We start from the raw sequence: 13757 nt of genomic DNA, 5'->3' as shown, positions 1-13757 counted from the left end.
ATGTAATGCCAGGAAAATTAATCATAAATTTATCCTATTTGCTAAGTCGCCCTACTGGAACAAGTACTTATGCATTAAATCTGATACCTCATTTGCAAATTGATCATACATTGCTCGTTAATCAGCAGATTACTGCACACAATTGCTATATAGTTCCTTCTAATCAAACTGCAGAGCAAGGTTGGCGCGGTCATATCCGTCGTTTATCATGGACGCAGTTTCAACTGCCACAAATTTACAAAAAACTGCGATCGCATCTTCTGTTCTCTCCAATTCCAGAAGCACCTTTATATACTCAATGCCGTTACATCGTTAATGTGAACGACCTGATTCCACTGCATTTTCCTAATCGTTCTCCTCTAACATCGTACTTCCGTTACTATGTCCCACAAGTCTTAAAGCAAGCTGAACATATTCTCTGCATCTCCCAAGCCACAGCTAAAGACATCACAGACTTTTTTGGTATTAGTGCAAATAAGATTACCCCAATTCTGCTAGCGCATGACGTCAATCATTTTCGCTTTATTGATTTACCGACGAGTAACTACTTCCTCTACATTGGACGCCACGATCCTTACAAAAACTTACATCGAGTAATTACTGCTTTTGCGGCATTGCCATGCGATTATGAACTATGGTTAGCAGGACCATTCGATCCTCGCTATACTCCTGCACTACAAACAGCCGCCGCCGAACTTAATATCAGCGATCGCATCAAAATTCTCGACTATGTAAAATATCAAGATTTACCGACAATTATCAATCAAGCGATCGCACTTGTGTTTCCCAGCTTGTGGGAAGGCTTTGGGCTACCTGTATTAGAAGCTATGGCGTGTGGAACTCCAGTCATTACCTCGAATATTTCTTCATTACCCGAAGTTGCGGGAGACGCCGCCCTACTAGTCGATCCTTATAACACTGCAGAAATTACTGCTGCAATGCAAGCAATTGCAACGGAATCTGGATTGCGATCGCATCTTTCTGAACTAAGTTGTGCTAGAGCAAATAATTTCAGTTGGGCAAAAACTGGACAAGCTACCGTTGAGGTATTATCTCGCTATCTCTAACTTTTCCAAATCACGAGAACAACGCCACAGATAATGAGTCCTAACCCAACTACTCGGCTGAAAGGAATCGCTTCTCGAAAGACAAAATATCCAATCAGCAGCGAAAAGACATATACCAAAGCCACCGCCGGACCTGCAACACTGAGTTTAACGCGAGTCAGCACTAAAATATAGACGATCGCGCCTAAAGCGTAACACGTTAATCCGGCAAGTAATTCTGGAATTGTAATTATCCCCAACACATGGCTAACAAAATTATTCGCATCTACTCTACCTAGTTTTATAGCGCCTGCTTTGAGCAGCCATTGCCCAGCCACACTCGCTAGGATCGAAATGAGAAATAATCCAAACTCTGGTAGCGTCACAAATTTATGCCTATAGATTCAGCAACTCGGTTTTCTAGTTTACAGCCAGATAGGCTACTACCAGCGCTAGGATAGTCTCGGAAAATTATTTATTATTTATACTATGACAAGCGTTGTCAAATCTCCTTACACAAACGAACAAATCGTAGCCTGGTTACGAGGATTACTGTCAATCGCTTGGGCGGATGGTGACTTCGATCCCCAAGAGCAAGAACTCATTACTGCTTTAACTCAAGAGCTTACTATTGATTCAAAACTAGAATCCTTTGAAAAAATTACCCCAGAAGAGTTAGCTGCTGTTTTAAAAGACGATCCAACTGCGGCAGAAAATTTTTTACGGACTGCTGTGATGGTAGCGATCGCCGATGGTACTTACTCCTCGATCGAAGATGAAATTATTCATCAATTCTGCCAAGCTTTAGAGTTACAAGAAACGGTACTGGTTGCTTTGCGTCAAACGTTATGCGATCTTCCCGCAAATGTTGATGCAACGTCTTTACCAACCACCGAACAAACACAGATCGATGTCTTGCATCCTGTGCGTGATTGGCTTGATGGACTCGATATTCACGATCCTAAAGTTGCCCGCTTCTTGTGTAAAATGATTCCACCGCAGTGCCCGTTTGAGCGCGATGTCAAACTTTTTGGCAAGAAAGTTGTCCACATTCCCCCTCTGTGTAAGCTGAACCCGCTTTATGAGCAACTTGTCGGATTACGCTTTCGTGCATTGTCCTATCTTGCTGATGAGTGTCATGAAGATGTCACAGAATATTGTTAGTCATTAACACTGGTAACTGGTAATTGGTCATTAAATAGCGATTAGCTATTGGCTATTAGCTTTTGTTAGGCTAAATGCTAAGTGCTAAGTGCTTTTCCATTACCCATTCCCAAAAACTATGCAATTTATCGATCAAGCAGAAGTTGAAGTTGAAGCAGGTTCAGGAGGTGATGGAATTGTAGCTTTCCGTCGTGAAAAATACGTGCCAGCAGGAGGACCTTCTGGGGGAAATGGGGGAAATGGAGGTTCAGTTATTTTAGTTGCAGCGGAAAATCTACAAACTTTACTAGACTTTCGATATGCACATCGTTTCCAAGCTGAAAATGGTTCGCGTGGTGGACCAAATAATCGGACAGGGGCTTCAGGAAGCGATCGCATTATTGAAGTTCCTTGCGGTACTGTTATCTACGACGCAGAAACAAACGAACTATTAGGCGATTTAGTCACGCCAGGACAAACACTGTGCGTCGCTGCTGGTGGTAAAGGTGGACTCGGAAATAAATATTTTTTGAGTAATCGCAATCGCGCCCCTGAGTATGCACTTCCAGGTTTACCAGGAGAAAAACGCCTGCTGCGCCTTGAGTTAAAGTTATTAGCCGAAGTTGGAATTATCGGACTTCCTAACGCCGGTAAATCAACGTTAATTGCTGCCCTTTCCGCAGCCCGCCCCAAAGTAGCTGATTATCCCTTTACAACGCTAATCCCTAATTTGGGTGTCGTTCGTAAACCAACAGGTGATGGCACAGTTTTTGCTGATATTCCAGGTTTAATTGCTGGTGCTCATCAGGGAGCAGGGTTAGGTCATGATTTCTTGCGTCATATTGAACGTACTCGCGTACTACTGCATTTAGTTGATGCTACTGCTGCCGATCCTGTCACTGATTATCAAACAATTCAGCAAGAGTTACACGCATACGGACGCGGACTACCCGATCGCCCACAAATTTTAGCGTTGAATAAAATTGATGCTGTTGATGAAGATACGATCAGAGAAATTTCTCAGAAATTTGCACATTACAGTAACAACCTTTTTCTCATTTCTGCTGCTACTCGCCAAGGATTAGAACCACTACTTCAGCACATCTGGTCTGTTTTAGATACTGTTGATACACCGCAAGAAGTCACTCAGTCATTAAATATGCCTTGAGCCACTAACCATGAGAGCGCAAGTTTCTAAGCAACAAGCTTGCAATGAAGCTACCTAGCGACAAAAATCCCCATAAAGGAACTAATGTCATATCTGCGACACCAGAAGCAGCAGATATCGTAGCAGCAGTCAATGCTAACGTATAAACAGCACCTTTGATATTGGCAATGACTCCCAGCACATAACCCTAAGGCTGGTGTTGCCGTAGCCAGATTGCACCTAAGAGAAATATTGACACTACCATTGATAAATCCAAAGCCGCAATAATATTAGTAGAGCCATTTACTGTGACAATTATCTGGGGAACTTGCCCAGTGGAAATGAAATTCAGTGCCTGCGAAATCCAAAATCCACCAAGGGCGATCGCGACAAACAACATATAAGCACTAATCAATTTCACTGGTGTTTTAGCACGGAATTTCTGACTAATTTCTTTGACATTAACTCCTACTAGCCCAAAGATCAGCGCAAAAATTGATAGCGTGAATAGCGCTGCATAAATGAGGAAAAAGCGATTGTAAGCTGCCCCAAACAGGTAAAAGGCAAAATTGTAAAGCGTATAGTTCAGCATTCCCAATCACACGAGTTGCGCCCGCTGTGAACCTCGTGCTGACAGTATGAGAGCTATAACTAAAATAGGAAATGCAACAACTAGCGTTACCAAATCATTTCCAAACCATCCAGAAGTAACAAACAAGTTGTCTCGATACAGATCTTGAATAACAAGTCCACCTGCAGCTGCGACAAAGGTCAAGATTGCAATAATAAGCGAAAGCAGGTAAGCAACTTTTAACTCATTGAACATCTGTTGCTCCTTTGTCTCAAGTAATATCTTCTTGCCTAAACATCTAAAGTGCAGAATTGCCGTTCAAGTAACATGCTGATTGAAATAGGATTGCTTTTAATTACCCATCTCCTCCTTCCTACTATTTTTTTCTCTATGTTGTGGAGGGGTGAAGCCAAAAGTAAGCTTGATTGGTTACTCAATATATTAGTAAATACGCTCTACACTATTTATATTTTCTTCTCAGGACGATGGGATTGGTTAAGTTACTACTTAAGATTTATTCTTGTCATTCTATTTTTCATAGCAGTACTTAGGTCATATAAAAAAGTTCGGCATTTACCCTTTTATCCAATCAAAAAATATCAATCTTTATCTTCTTTGGGTGTTAATTTCTTCATCATAATAATATTTGCTTATTTCAGTTTTCTGACTTTGCAAGGCTTTTCTTTTCATGACAAACCTGTTGAATTTGCTTTCCCATTAAAAGACGGTACATATTATGTAGCTCATGGTGGAAATAGCTCGATTATTAATTACCACAATACAAACCGCGCTCAACAATATGCACTGGATCTTGTAAAACTTAATAGCTTTGGCACTAGAGCAAATGGACTTTACCCAACAGAACTAACAAAATATGCGATCTTTCAGGACACTGTCTACAGCCCATGTACAGGAAAAGTTATAAATGCTATTAATAGTTTCCCTGACTTAATTCCACCAGAAACAGATCGACAACATCCTGCAGGAAACTATGTTCTAATCGCCTGCGATCGCGTTGAAATATTAGTTGCTCATTTGATGAGTGGAAGCATTGTTGTCAATCAAGGAGAATTCGTGAGCGTAAATCAACCGATCGCCCAGGTAGGAAATTCAGGAAATACAACCGAACCTCATCTTCACATCCATGCGCGACAAGAAAATAGTGGAGAGACAATTTTAGATGGAACGGGTGTTCCTATGACGTTTTCTGGCAGATTTCTACTGCGAAATAGCTTAGTCTATTGATTGCGGAAGCATTTGCCACAAGCGAGATCTTGCTTTGTTAGTTAGAAGTAGATGGCTGTGTTTCAGGCGTTACAGTAGAAGAACTACCTGTTTCTGCTGAATTTGCTGCTGGAGAAGTTGTTACAAAAGGTGTTGTCCGGAGAATTTGCTCTAAGTTGGGCTTGTTCAATTCTTGGTAGGCTGCCCGCGAAATTTGACGAATTAACTCTTGAGCGCGACCATCATTGTGGGGACGTTTTACCATTGCTACGGCAATATAGCGCTTACCATTCGGCATATCAACTAGACCAACATCGCCTACCAAAGAACCAATATCACCAGTTTTATGAGCAATTGTTGCTCCTTCACCTAAACCGCGTGGTAGCAAAGTGTTAGTTACTGTACGCTGCATAATATCTAGCATGCGATCGCGCGATCGCATTGACATCAAGTCTCCTTCGTTGACTAATGCCATTAAATGTGCTAAGTCTTTAGGACTTGTCGTATTTGTGCCTTCCAAATCTGGCAGAAGATTGCGAATTTGTGTTGCTGTCAAACCCCAACTCAAAAACCGCTCATTCAACGCTGCTACTCCACCCATGCGCTCAATCAGCAAGTTGGTTGCTGTATTGTCGCTGATCACAATCATCTTGGTTGCAGTTTCCAACGCTGTAAATTTTGTTTCTAGCGGCTTATATTGCATATCGCCCGATCCTCCGCCAATTAACTCTTTCTTTAGCGTTAGGCTTTCATCCAAGCGAATTTTCCCTGCATCAACATCTTGGAAAAATGCCACAAGGAGCGGTACTTTAATCATGCTAGCAGCAGCAAAAGTTGTGTTACCATTAACGTCCAAATAGCCACCAGTATCTAAATCAACGAAAAAGACTCCTGGTAGTAAATTTTTTTGTTTTGCGGCTAACTGTTCTACTGTCGTTTTCAACGAACTCATCTCTTGAGTTAACTTCAACCTTGAGCCTGGAACTATAGCTACTTCTGTGACTTCTGAGTGTGTTTCTGCAGTTGGCGTTTCTGCTTTAATGCGGTTTGTAGGATCTAATACTGATAACAACGTTCCTGCGATCGCTCCTATGCCTACACCTAAAATGAGTAACCTAAACGTATAAAGTATTGATTTTGTCAAGATGGTGGTTTTGCGGCGATGAGTGCGTTTTTCTCCGTGCGAACGAGGCATAACTGCATGAGTGCTAGTGCTGGGAAACGCTTTATTCACAACAACGCGTTTTTTCTCATTGACTTCCTGAGGTAGTGTTACTCGCATGAATGGTTCTCTAACATCTACATTCTGAACGCCGTTTTGATTTGTATAATTTGGTTGATTTACCCTAGAACTACGATTAATAACTTGTGGACTCAGTGGCAAGTCAACTGATTTACGATTGCTACTAGCTGTTGTTGAAGCTGATGGCTGTGCAGATGACGTTTTAGTAGTTGCTGCTTGATTTCTACTACTTCTCATCTTTTGCTGACTGCTAGCCGAGGAACGACTGACTTCCCGTCGGGCTGTGGTTGTACCATCTGAAACTGGGATTTTGTGTGAGACTTTCAACTCTGTAGCAGACAGCTGTTTCACAGTTAACTCCTCAAGCACCCTAATACTGCGCTTTATTTTTAGGAAATATGTGGCGTTGGCAACTTAGTTTATACCAATCTATAAAGAAATGGCATCAATTGCGCTTAAAATAACGCAAAATAGTTCATTTGTACTGGTATAATGTCAGATTTACCTTTCTTGCTCAGTTTTCTGCTGCAACGCCCAGTGTATTTGAGAGAGTATCCCTCGTAGCATTCCTACTTCAGATGTTGTTAACTGCGCGCGATTAAAAATTTGGCGAAACTTTTGCATGCGACTCGCAGCAGTATGTGGGTAGAGATAACCAACCTCCAGCAAGATTTGCTCAAGTTGCTGATAATATCCCTCTAAGGCATCAAAGGAAACCGTATCCGAGTCAGGTGTTTCTTTAACGTTTGACTGCACAACACACTGAAACAATTCATAACTACAAATTGCTACAGATGCAGCTAGATTGAGTGATGGATATTGATCGCTTGTAGGAATGCGGATAAAGCGTTGCGCGTATTTTAATTCTTCGTTACTCAAGCCGCGATATTCTGGTCCAAAAATGAGTGCAGTGTTTTGTGGTTCAATTAACCACGGCAGTGCATGACGCGGATGTTCTAGTGTAATTCCTATGTCACGATCGCGTGCAGTTGTAGCGATCGCTCGCGTACAGTTAAATAAAGCTTCTGGTAACGTTGTGACTTGAACTGCACTTTCTAATATATCTGCTGCATGAACTGCCATCAGCCGTGCTTCTGGCGACAGGGGATCGCATTGTGGATTGACTAACACTAGTTGTTCTAGTCCAGAATTCTTCATCACACGAGCGATCGCCCCTACATTTAAAGCCCCTGCTGGCTCTACTAAAACTATTCGCACTCCAGAACAACGGGCAGTTGCTGACATAACACTTGCTCAGTAATATTTCTTAAAATTAAAGTAACAATGTATCGATAACCTAACATGGCTCGTACCCGCACAAAATCTGACTTACCCACAAAAATGTGTCCAGTTTGTCAACGTCCCTTCACTTGGAGGAAAAAATGGGCAGATTGTTGGGATGATGTAAAATATTGCTCTGAACGCTGTCGCCGTCGGCGCTCAAGTGCAGATTAATCTGGTAACAGGTAACGGGTAATAGGTAATAAGAAAGCTTTTAGCACTTGGCAATCAGCATTTAGCTACACAGACACTAAATTTAATGACCAATTACCATTTACCATTTACCAAGCCTGATAACTAGAAAATTTGAGCAATATTTACCAGATATTACTAAATCGTTTCTCTAGATAATCTAAGATCTAAAATCACCAATCTAAAATTTTAGGATGACGAGTGCAACCAAAGTTAATTATTCATGGCGGGGCTGGTAGTTCCCTCAAAAGTAAAGGTGGAGTAGAAATTATTCGGCGATCGCTCTACGCAGTGATTGAAGAAGTTTATGCACTGTTACGTGCGGGTGCAGCGGCTACTGATGCTGTCGTTCTTGGCTGTCAATTATTAGAAGACGATCCCCGCTTTAATGCTGGTACTGGTTCGGTATTGCAATCTGACGGTCAGATTAGGATGAGTGCATCGCTGATGGATGGCAGTTATCAGCGCTTTAGTGGTGTGATTAATGTTTCGCGAGTACAGCACCCTATTGATCTTGCTAATAATTTGCAAACTTCAGCAGATCGCGTGTTATCAGACTATGGTGCGGCAGAGTTGTTACGCGAACTGCAAATTCCTAGTTATGATGCTTTGACTGAGTTGCGGTTACAAGAGTGGCTTCAGGAAAGACAAGATAATTTTGAGAAAAAAATGGCAGGAGTCGTTGCCGAAAAAGAATTAGTAGAATCGAGTAATGCAGGACGTGGCACAATTGGCGTTGTTGCACTCGATACCCAAGGACGCTTAGCAGTAGGAACTTCAACTGGCGGTAAAGGCTTTGAGCGCATTGGGCGTGTCAGTGATTCAGCAATGCCTGCTGGTAATTATGCAACAGCCCACGCTGCAGTAAGTTGTACTGGAATTGGCGAAGATATTATTGATGAATGTCTAGCACCACGGATCGTTATTCGTGTCACTGATGGTTTGGCTTTATCAGAAGCAATGCAACGCTCGTTTACTGAAGCATTCCAACATAAACGTGATTTAGGCGCGATTGCAATTGACGCCACAGGTGCGATCGCCTGGGGAAAAACAAGTGAAGTGCTCTTGGCTGCTTATCATACAGGCGAACAAGTAGGCGATACGTTGGAATGGATCGGTGACGATTTGACAAGCTATTGCTAAAGTAATGCGATCGCCTGCAACAAAATCGCTTGCCGATCAACCATATTTTCTATTTCTTCAGCCTCAAAACGTCCTTCAAATACTTCTACAGATGCTCGCTTGAGTGCAATTTGGTATCCTTCTTGCAGGATCTCACTTAATTATTTTGGTGATAAGTAATATCCACCAGCTTTGCGACATTTGTTGAGTTTGCTGATTTCTCGGGCTGCATTTTCAATTGAAATTTCCCAAGAGCGGGTTGACCGCTTTTCTGCCTGCTGTTTAATTAGATGCACTAGTAGTATGACGCCATAACTGTCAATTTTATTAATTTTGTCACTTAGGCTCATGTCTTCCAACTCATCTACTAATAGCAAAGCTTCGTCAACCTTGCCTTGCTGTAGTAGTTCCCTAAGCTCTAGTAATTCTTCCATCCTATTGCAGTTTTTAGTATTAATAGGTAGGCATCTTGCCTACCCCACATTACTAGAGGAATCTTACTCTTTTTCTCCCCGATCCCTGCCCTCTAAATCCTGACCCCTTCTTTTCAACCGCCAACCTGGTTTAATAACTTGACGCGCCCGACCAATGACTAAACAATCATCAGGAACATCTTCTGTTACTGCTGAACCTGCAGCGATGTTGACATCATTACCAATATTTAACGGTGCAACTAAAACACTATTAGCACCAGTTTTAGAGCGATCGCCAATTTTTGTAGGATGCTTTTGTACACCGTCATAATTAGCTGTAATCGTACCTGCACCTACATTGACTTGCGTTCCCAGTGTGGCATCTCCTAAGTAAGATAAATGAGCCACATTCGTGCGATCGCCTAGCTGACTATTTTTCAACTCAACAAAATTACCAATCTTGCATCCTGCACCAACTGATGCATGACCGCGTAAGTGAGCGTAGGGACCTATCCGAGTATTTGCTGCAACCCGACTATCGGTTATCACAGAGTACAGCACGCTGACATTCTCTTCCAAAGAACTATTTTCAACTAAACTACCAGGTCCAATGCGACAACCTGATTGAATCACTGTTTGTCCTCGTAAATGCGTTTGTGGTTCAATAATGACATCAGGTTGAATTTGTACAGTGTCGTCGATAGTTATACTGTCTGGGTCAATCAGTGTGACACCTGCAGCCATCCACTTTGACTTGACTCTCTCTTGCAAAATACTGTAAGCAGTTGCTAGCTGTTGGCGATCGTTAATTCCTAGAATTTCTTGATAATCCTCGACATCAACTGCCATTACAGGATTTAAGAAATTGACGGTATCTGTCAAGTAGTATTCTTTTTGATTATTATTAGATTGCAATCGTGGTAATACATCAGCTAAGTCTGACCACCGATAACAATAAACACCAGCATTAATGCGACAATTTTGTTTTTGTGCAGCAGAACAGTCGCGGTCTTCTACAATTTGTTGGACAATATTACCTTCGTCACAAAATACCCGCCCATACCCTTGCGGATTTGGTAATTGTGCAGTGAGGATTGTGGCAGCATTTTGATGTTCTTTGTGAGTTTGTAGTAACTGTTGTAGCGTTTCTGTTCGTAACAGAGGAACATCGCCATTAAGTACAAGTAAATCACCCGTAAAGTTTTCTAAATACGGTATGACTTGTTGAACAGCATGACCTGTTCCTAGCTGCTCTGTTTGTTCTACAAATTCAAATGGAAATACGTTGTCTATCTTGGCTAAAGAGGCTTTTACTTGATCTACTTGGTAGCCAACAATAACGAGACATCGTGTTGGTGAAATTGCCTGTAAACTTTGAAGAACTTGTTCTACTATAGATCGTCCTCCTAAAGGATGCAGTACCTTCGGGAGAGAAGATTTCATGCGTGTTCCACGTCCTGCTGCTAAAATTGCTACCGCTACCATAATGAGCTATTGAGTGGCTATGAGCACCAGCTTATAAATTTTATACGTCGGGTTAATGATATCAGCTAATTAGATCAAGCTGCTGCTTAATATCAAGTCTTCTTGAGCTACATCTATCGTCAATCAACACTTTTCTCGTATTTTAATGAGAGGCAATACGAATAAACTCAGTAAACTGCTGAACAAGTTCAGGATTGCGCCAACCTTTTGTTGTTTCCTCTTCAATGACTTGCAGTGCTGCTTCGCCCGATAAAGCTCGTTTGTAAGGACGTTCGCTAGTGAGAGCATCGTAAATATCAATTAATTGAAACACCTGAGCCAAATACGGAATCGCATCTCCTACCAAAGCATCAGGATAGCCAGAGCCATCCCAACGCTCGTGATGATGGCGAATGATTGGAATAACTCCCTGCATTGTCCGTAAAGGCAAGCAAATTTTTTCCCCAATCAGGACGTGCTGGCGCATAACTTCCCATTCGTCTATCGTTAGCTTTCCTGGCTTGAGCAATACCGCATCAGGAATTCCGACTTTACCAATATCATGCAGATAACTTCCCCACTGCAAATTACGCATTTGTGTTCGCGAAAGCTGGAGATATTCTCCAAAAGCTTTACTCAACTCCACCAATCTTTGACAATGATTACCAGTATTGGGATCTCGACTTTCTATTGCCTGAGCAATGGAAAACAGCACCTGTTCTGCATGATCCAAATCTTCGTTTAAGCTTTTTTGTCGTACAAGTGATTTGACACGGGCTGCTAATTCTAGCCGATCAAAAGGTTTTGTCAGAAAGTCATCTCCTCCAGCTTCGATTCCGCTAATACGCGATCGCCTATCATTTAAAGCAGTGATAAAAATGACAGGAATCAAGCGAGTCTGTTCGTCTTGCTTGAGTTGACGGCAAACTTCAAAACCATCCATTCCTGGCATCATAACATCGAGCAAGATTAAGTCAGGCTGACTTCGTATCACCAGATCTAGTGCTGTGACACCACTGTCTGCTTCCAAAACTTCGTATCCTTCTACTGCAAGAAGAGCAACTGCAGTCATCCGGCTTGCGGCGTGGTCGTCAACTACCAAAATTTTTGGCGGCTCTAAATCAAAATGGTTCACTAGAGAACTTTCTGCTTTGTACAACGTAGAGATCATCAATCGTAAAGAAGTAACACTCCAACTCCCTAATAATCACGGTTTAAGTTATGCTTGGCATTATCTCAAAATATTGTGGCAAAAAGTCATTGCTGCCTCGAAAGCTTAATCTGTCTCCGTTATGTACGACTAAACTTCTGTGCTGATCAGATGTAAAAACGACAAGCTTTGCTATCATCCAAGTTCGTAAAAACATACCAATTTTATCTAAATCAGCTTTTGCTCAAGTAGTACTGACACTTACAGTATCCTTAATTCTGAGCCAGAGGAAATCAGTTTTTTCACGTAGGTTTGTCTTCATTTACGCAGATCTTATGGATACTAAAGATAGAGCGTCTCTATTGAATTTTCTCTAAGGTTCCCATTTCACTTCACCTATAAACTAGTAAAATTGGTAGCATTTAGTAAAAAAGATGATGCTCTAACAATGTATAAGCACCCACACAAGAGTATTTAGCTTTGCTTTTAATCTAGTTCTCGTCTACCTTCAAGTGCTCTTGCAAGAGTGACTTCATCTGCATACTCCAAGTCGCCACCTACAGGTAAACCGAAAGCAATTCGCGTAACTCGAGTAAATGGCTTTAATAGCTGACCCAGATATAAAGTAGTAGTCTCCCCTTCAACACTAGGGCTAATAGCCAAAATAATCTCTTTGGGTTTTTGCTGGCTAACTCGCCGAACTAAAGACTGAATTGTCAGCTGTTCTGGTCCAATTCCATCCATAGGTGAAATCACACCACCTAACACGTGGTACTTGCCATGATACTCTCTCGTTTTCTCTAAAGCAATGACATCGCGAGAATCACTGACAACACAAATAGTATGATCGTCACGATTCGTATTGCGACAAATTTCACATACTGGCTCAGCTGACAAATGAAAACAAACTGAACATAAGCCTACTTGCTGTTTGGCATCAATTAATGCTTGCGCCAAAGCTTGGATCTCGGTTTCTGGTCTTTTTAAAATGTGTAATGCCAAGCGCTGGGCAGTTTTGGGTCCAACTCCAGGTAAGCGCTGTAGTTGTTCAATTAAACGCGCTAAAGGACGTGCGTAAACCGTTGTCGTTCTCCTTAATTACTCCACAACTATCCTAACTATTCTGGATAACCTCTAGCATATGAGATTGCTGCATTAACAACAAAAAGCACTCCCTATATACAGGAGCGCTTTTTGTAGATCTTGAGGTAATGACTACCAATTAACCGTTGATGCTAGGAGCAGTTAAAGCAACTGGAGTAGCATCGCCTGCTGCTAAGTCGAGAGGGAAGTTGTGAGCGTTGCGCTCGTGCATGACTTCCATACCCAAGTTAGCGCGGTTGAGCACGTCTGCCCATGTGCCAATCACGCGACCTTGTGAGTCTATCACTGACTGGTTGAAGTTGAAGCCGTTGAGGTTGAACGCCATGGTGCTGATGCCCAAGGAGGTAAACCAGATGCCGACTACTGGCCATGCTGCGAGGAAGAAGTGCAAGCTGCGGCTGTTGTTGAAGCTAGCGTATTGGAAGATTAGACGTCCAAAGTAGCCGTGTGCTGCTACGATGTTGTATGTTTCTTCTTCTTGTCCGAATTTGTAGCCGTAGTTTTGGCTTTCGCTTTCGGTTGTTTCACGCACTAACGAGCTGGTGACTAGTGAACCGTGCATGGCGCTGAATAGTGCACCACCGAATACTCCTGCTACTCCTAACTGGTGGAACGGGTGCATCAGGATGTTGTGCTCGGCTTGGAACACTAACATGA

At 42.2% G+C, this 13757-nt stretch carries 14 protein-coding genes and 2 pseudogenes; 6 read left to right on the top strand and 10 right to left on the bottom strand.

Going from position 1 to position 13757, the window contains the following annotated elements:
- Positions 1-5: 5 nt before the first annotated feature.
- A complete protein-coding gene (locus CSQ79_RS00080; RefSeq protein ID WP_099699187.1) occupies positions 6-1067 on the top strand; it encodes a glycosyltransferase family 4 protein in 1062 nt (353 codons plus the stop codon).
- On the opposite strand, the gene CSQ79_RS00075 is transcribed toward CSQ79_RS00080, so the two are convergent.
- A complete protein-coding gene (locus tag CSQ79_RS00075) occupies positions 1064-1432 on the bottom strand; it encodes an EamA family transporter (protein ID WP_289500091.1) in 369 nt (122 codons plus the stop codon). The genes CSQ79_RS00080 and CSQ79_RS00075 overlap by 4 nt on opposite strands.
- Before the next feature lie 103 nt (positions 1433-1535).
- Here CSQ79_RS00075 and CSQ79_RS00070 point away from each other — a divergent pair, with 103 nt between their 5' ends.
- On the top strand, positions 1536-2210 hold the full coding sequence (locus tag CSQ79_RS00070) for a Mo-dependent nitrogenase C-terminal domain-containing protein (protein ID WP_099699186.1): 675 nt from the start codon (positions 1536-1538) through the stop codon (positions 2208-2210).
- Positions 2211-2328: 118 nt separating this feature from the next.
- Positions 2329-3357, top strand: a complete 1029-nt coding sequence (gene obgE / locus CSQ79_RS00065; protein WP_099699185.1) for a GTPase ObgE — start codon at positions 2329-2331, stop codon at positions 3355-3357.
- A gap of 187 nt (positions 3358-3544) precedes the next feature.
- Here obgE and CSQ79_RS00060 read toward each other — a convergent pair whose 3' ends face one another.
- Together CSQ79_RS00060 and CSQ79_RS00055 are read right to left on the bottom strand one after the other, a co-directional pair.
- Positions 3545-3928 (bottom strand): hypothetical protein, encoded by a 384-nt coding sequence (locus CSQ79_RS00060; RefSeq protein ID WP_099699184.1) that lies wholly within the window; start codon positions 3926-3928, stop codon positions 3545-3547.
- A 6-nt stretch (positions 3929-3934) separates the two neighbouring features.
- Positions 3935-4162 carry a hypothetical protein gene (locus CSQ79_RS00055; protein ID WP_099699183.1) on the bottom strand — a complete coding sequence of 76 codons (228 nt, stop codon included), beginning with the start codon at positions 4160-4162 and terminating at the stop codon, positions 3935-3937.
- A 414-nt stretch (positions 4163-4576) separates the two neighbouring features.
- Between CSQ79_RS00055 and CSQ79_RS27205 the strand changes: the two genes are divergently transcribed.
- Complete coding sequence (locus CSQ79_RS27205; protein ID WP_289500090.1) at positions 4577-5152, top strand: M23 family metallopeptidase; 576 nt, start codon at positions 4577-4579, stop codon at positions 5150-5152.
- 37 nt (positions 5153-5189) lie between these two features.
- Here the strand turns inward: CSQ79_RS27205 and CSQ79_RS00045 are convergent, their stop codons facing one another.
- Both CSQ79_RS00045 and CSQ79_RS00040 read right to left on the bottom strand, forming a co-directional pair.
- Positions 5190-6725 (bottom strand): serine hydrolase, encoded by a 1536-nt coding sequence (locus CSQ79_RS00045; RefSeq protein ID WP_289500089.1) that lies wholly within the window; start codon positions 6723-6725, stop codon positions 5190-5192.
- A 150-nt stretch (positions 6726-6875) separates the two neighbouring features.
- Positions 6876-7619: an RNA methyltransferase gene (locus CSQ79_RS00040; RefSeq protein ID WP_099699181.1), complete on the bottom strand. Its 744-nt coding sequence runs from the start codon at positions 7617-7619 to the stop codon at positions 6876-6878.
- Between the two features lie 57 nt (positions 7620-7676).
- On the opposite strand from CSQ79_RS00040, the gene CSQ79_RS00035 reads away from it, so the two are divergent.
- Together CSQ79_RS00035 and CSQ79_RS00030 are read left to right on the top strand one after the other, a co-directional pair.
- Positions 7677-7829: a DUF2256 domain-containing protein gene (locus tag CSQ79_RS00035; RefSeq protein ID WP_099699180.1), complete on the top strand. Its 153-nt coding sequence runs from the start codon at positions 7677-7679 to the stop codon at positions 7827-7829.
- A gap of 219 nt (positions 7830-8048) precedes the next feature.
- Positions 8049-8990, top strand: a complete 942-nt coding sequence (locus tag CSQ79_RS00030; RefSeq protein ID WP_099699179.1) for an isoaspartyl peptidase/L-asparaginase — start codon at positions 8049-8051, stop codon at positions 8988-8990.
- Here the strand turns inward: CSQ79_RS00030 and CSQ79_RS00025 are convergent.
- The 5 genes and pseudogenes from CSQ79_RS00025 to CSQ79_RS00005 all read right to left on the bottom strand — a co-directional run.
- A pseudogene (locus CSQ79_RS00025) lies at positions 8987-9403 on the bottom strand (DUF29 family protein). The gene CSQ79_RS00030 and the pseudogene CSQ79_RS00025 sit on opposite strands and share 4 nt — an antisense overlap.
- A 63-nt stretch (positions 9404-9466) precedes the next feature.
- Complete coding sequence (gene glmU / locus CSQ79_RS00020) at positions 9467-10867, bottom strand: bifunctional UDP-N-acetylglucosamine diphosphorylase/glucosamine-1-phosphate N-acetyltransferase GlmU (protein WP_099699178.1); 1401 nt, start codon at positions 10865-10867, stop codon at positions 9467-9469.
- Positions 10868-11009: 142 nt separating this feature from the next.
- Positions 11010-12017, bottom strand: a complete 1008-nt coding sequence (locus tag CSQ79_RS00015; protein ID WP_099699177.1) for a response regulator — start codon at positions 12015-12017, stop codon at positions 11010-11012.
- A gap of 465 nt (positions 12018-12482) precedes the next feature.
- Positions 12483-13082: pseudogene (recR, locus tag CSQ79_RS00010) on the bottom strand (recombination mediator RecR); the annotation flags it as partial.
- A 136-nt stretch (positions 13083-13218) separates the two neighbouring features.
- On the bottom strand, positions 13219-13757 hold a 539-nt coding region (locus tag CSQ79_RS00005), incomplete at its 5' end, for a photosynthetic reaction center family protein (RefSeq protein WP_502693895.1).

It is taken from the genome of Gloeocapsopsis sp. IPPAS B-1203, from assembly GCF_002749975.1.
Lineage (GTDB): Bacteria > Cyanobacteriota > Cyanobacteriia > Cyanobacteriales > Chroococcidiopsidaceae > Gloeocapsopsis.
This window is presented reverse-complemented; position numbering and strand designations above follow the sequence as displayed.

What these genes read in the sequence shown, in the direction of transcription:
- CSQ79_RS00055 (WP_099699183.1), bottom strand. Translation starts at nt 4,162, where the DNA reads ATGTTCAATGAGTTAAAAGTTGCTTACCTGCTTTCGCTTATTATTGCA.
- CSQ79_RS00035 (WP_099699180.1), top strand. Translation starts at nt 7,677, where the DNA reads ATGGCTCGTACCCGCACAAAATCTGACTTACCCACAAAAATGTGTCCA.
- CSQ79_RS00070 (WP_099699186.1), top strand. Translation starts at nt 1,536, where the DNA reads ATGACAAGCGTTGTCAAATCTCCTTACACAAACGAACAAATCGTAGCC.
- glmU (WP_099699178.1), bottom strand. Translation starts at nt 10,867, where the DNA reads ATGGTAGCGGTAGCAATTTTAGCAGCAGGACGTGGAACACGCATGAAA.
- CSQ79_RS00080 (WP_099699187.1), top strand. Translation starts at nt 6, where the DNA reads ATGCCAGGAAAATTAATCATAAATTTATCCTATTTGCTAAGTCGCCCT.
- CSQ79_RS00015 (WP_099699177.1), bottom strand. Translation starts at nt 12,017, where the DNA reads ATGATCTCTACGTTGTACAAAGCAGAAAGTTCTCTAGTGAACCATTTT.
- CSQ79_RS00040 (WP_099699181.1), bottom strand. Translation starts at nt 7,619, where the DNA reads ATGTCAGCAACTGCCCGTTGTTCTGGAGTGCGAATAGTTTTAGTAGAG.
- CSQ79_RS00060 (WP_099699184.1), bottom strand. Translation starts at nt 3,928, where the DNA reads ATGCTGAACTATACGCTTTACAATTTTGCCTTTTACCTGTTTGGGGCA.
- obgE (WP_099699185.1), top strand. Translation starts at nt 2,329, where the DNA reads ATGCAATTTATCGATCAAGCAGAAGTTGAAGTTGAAGCAGGTTCAGGA.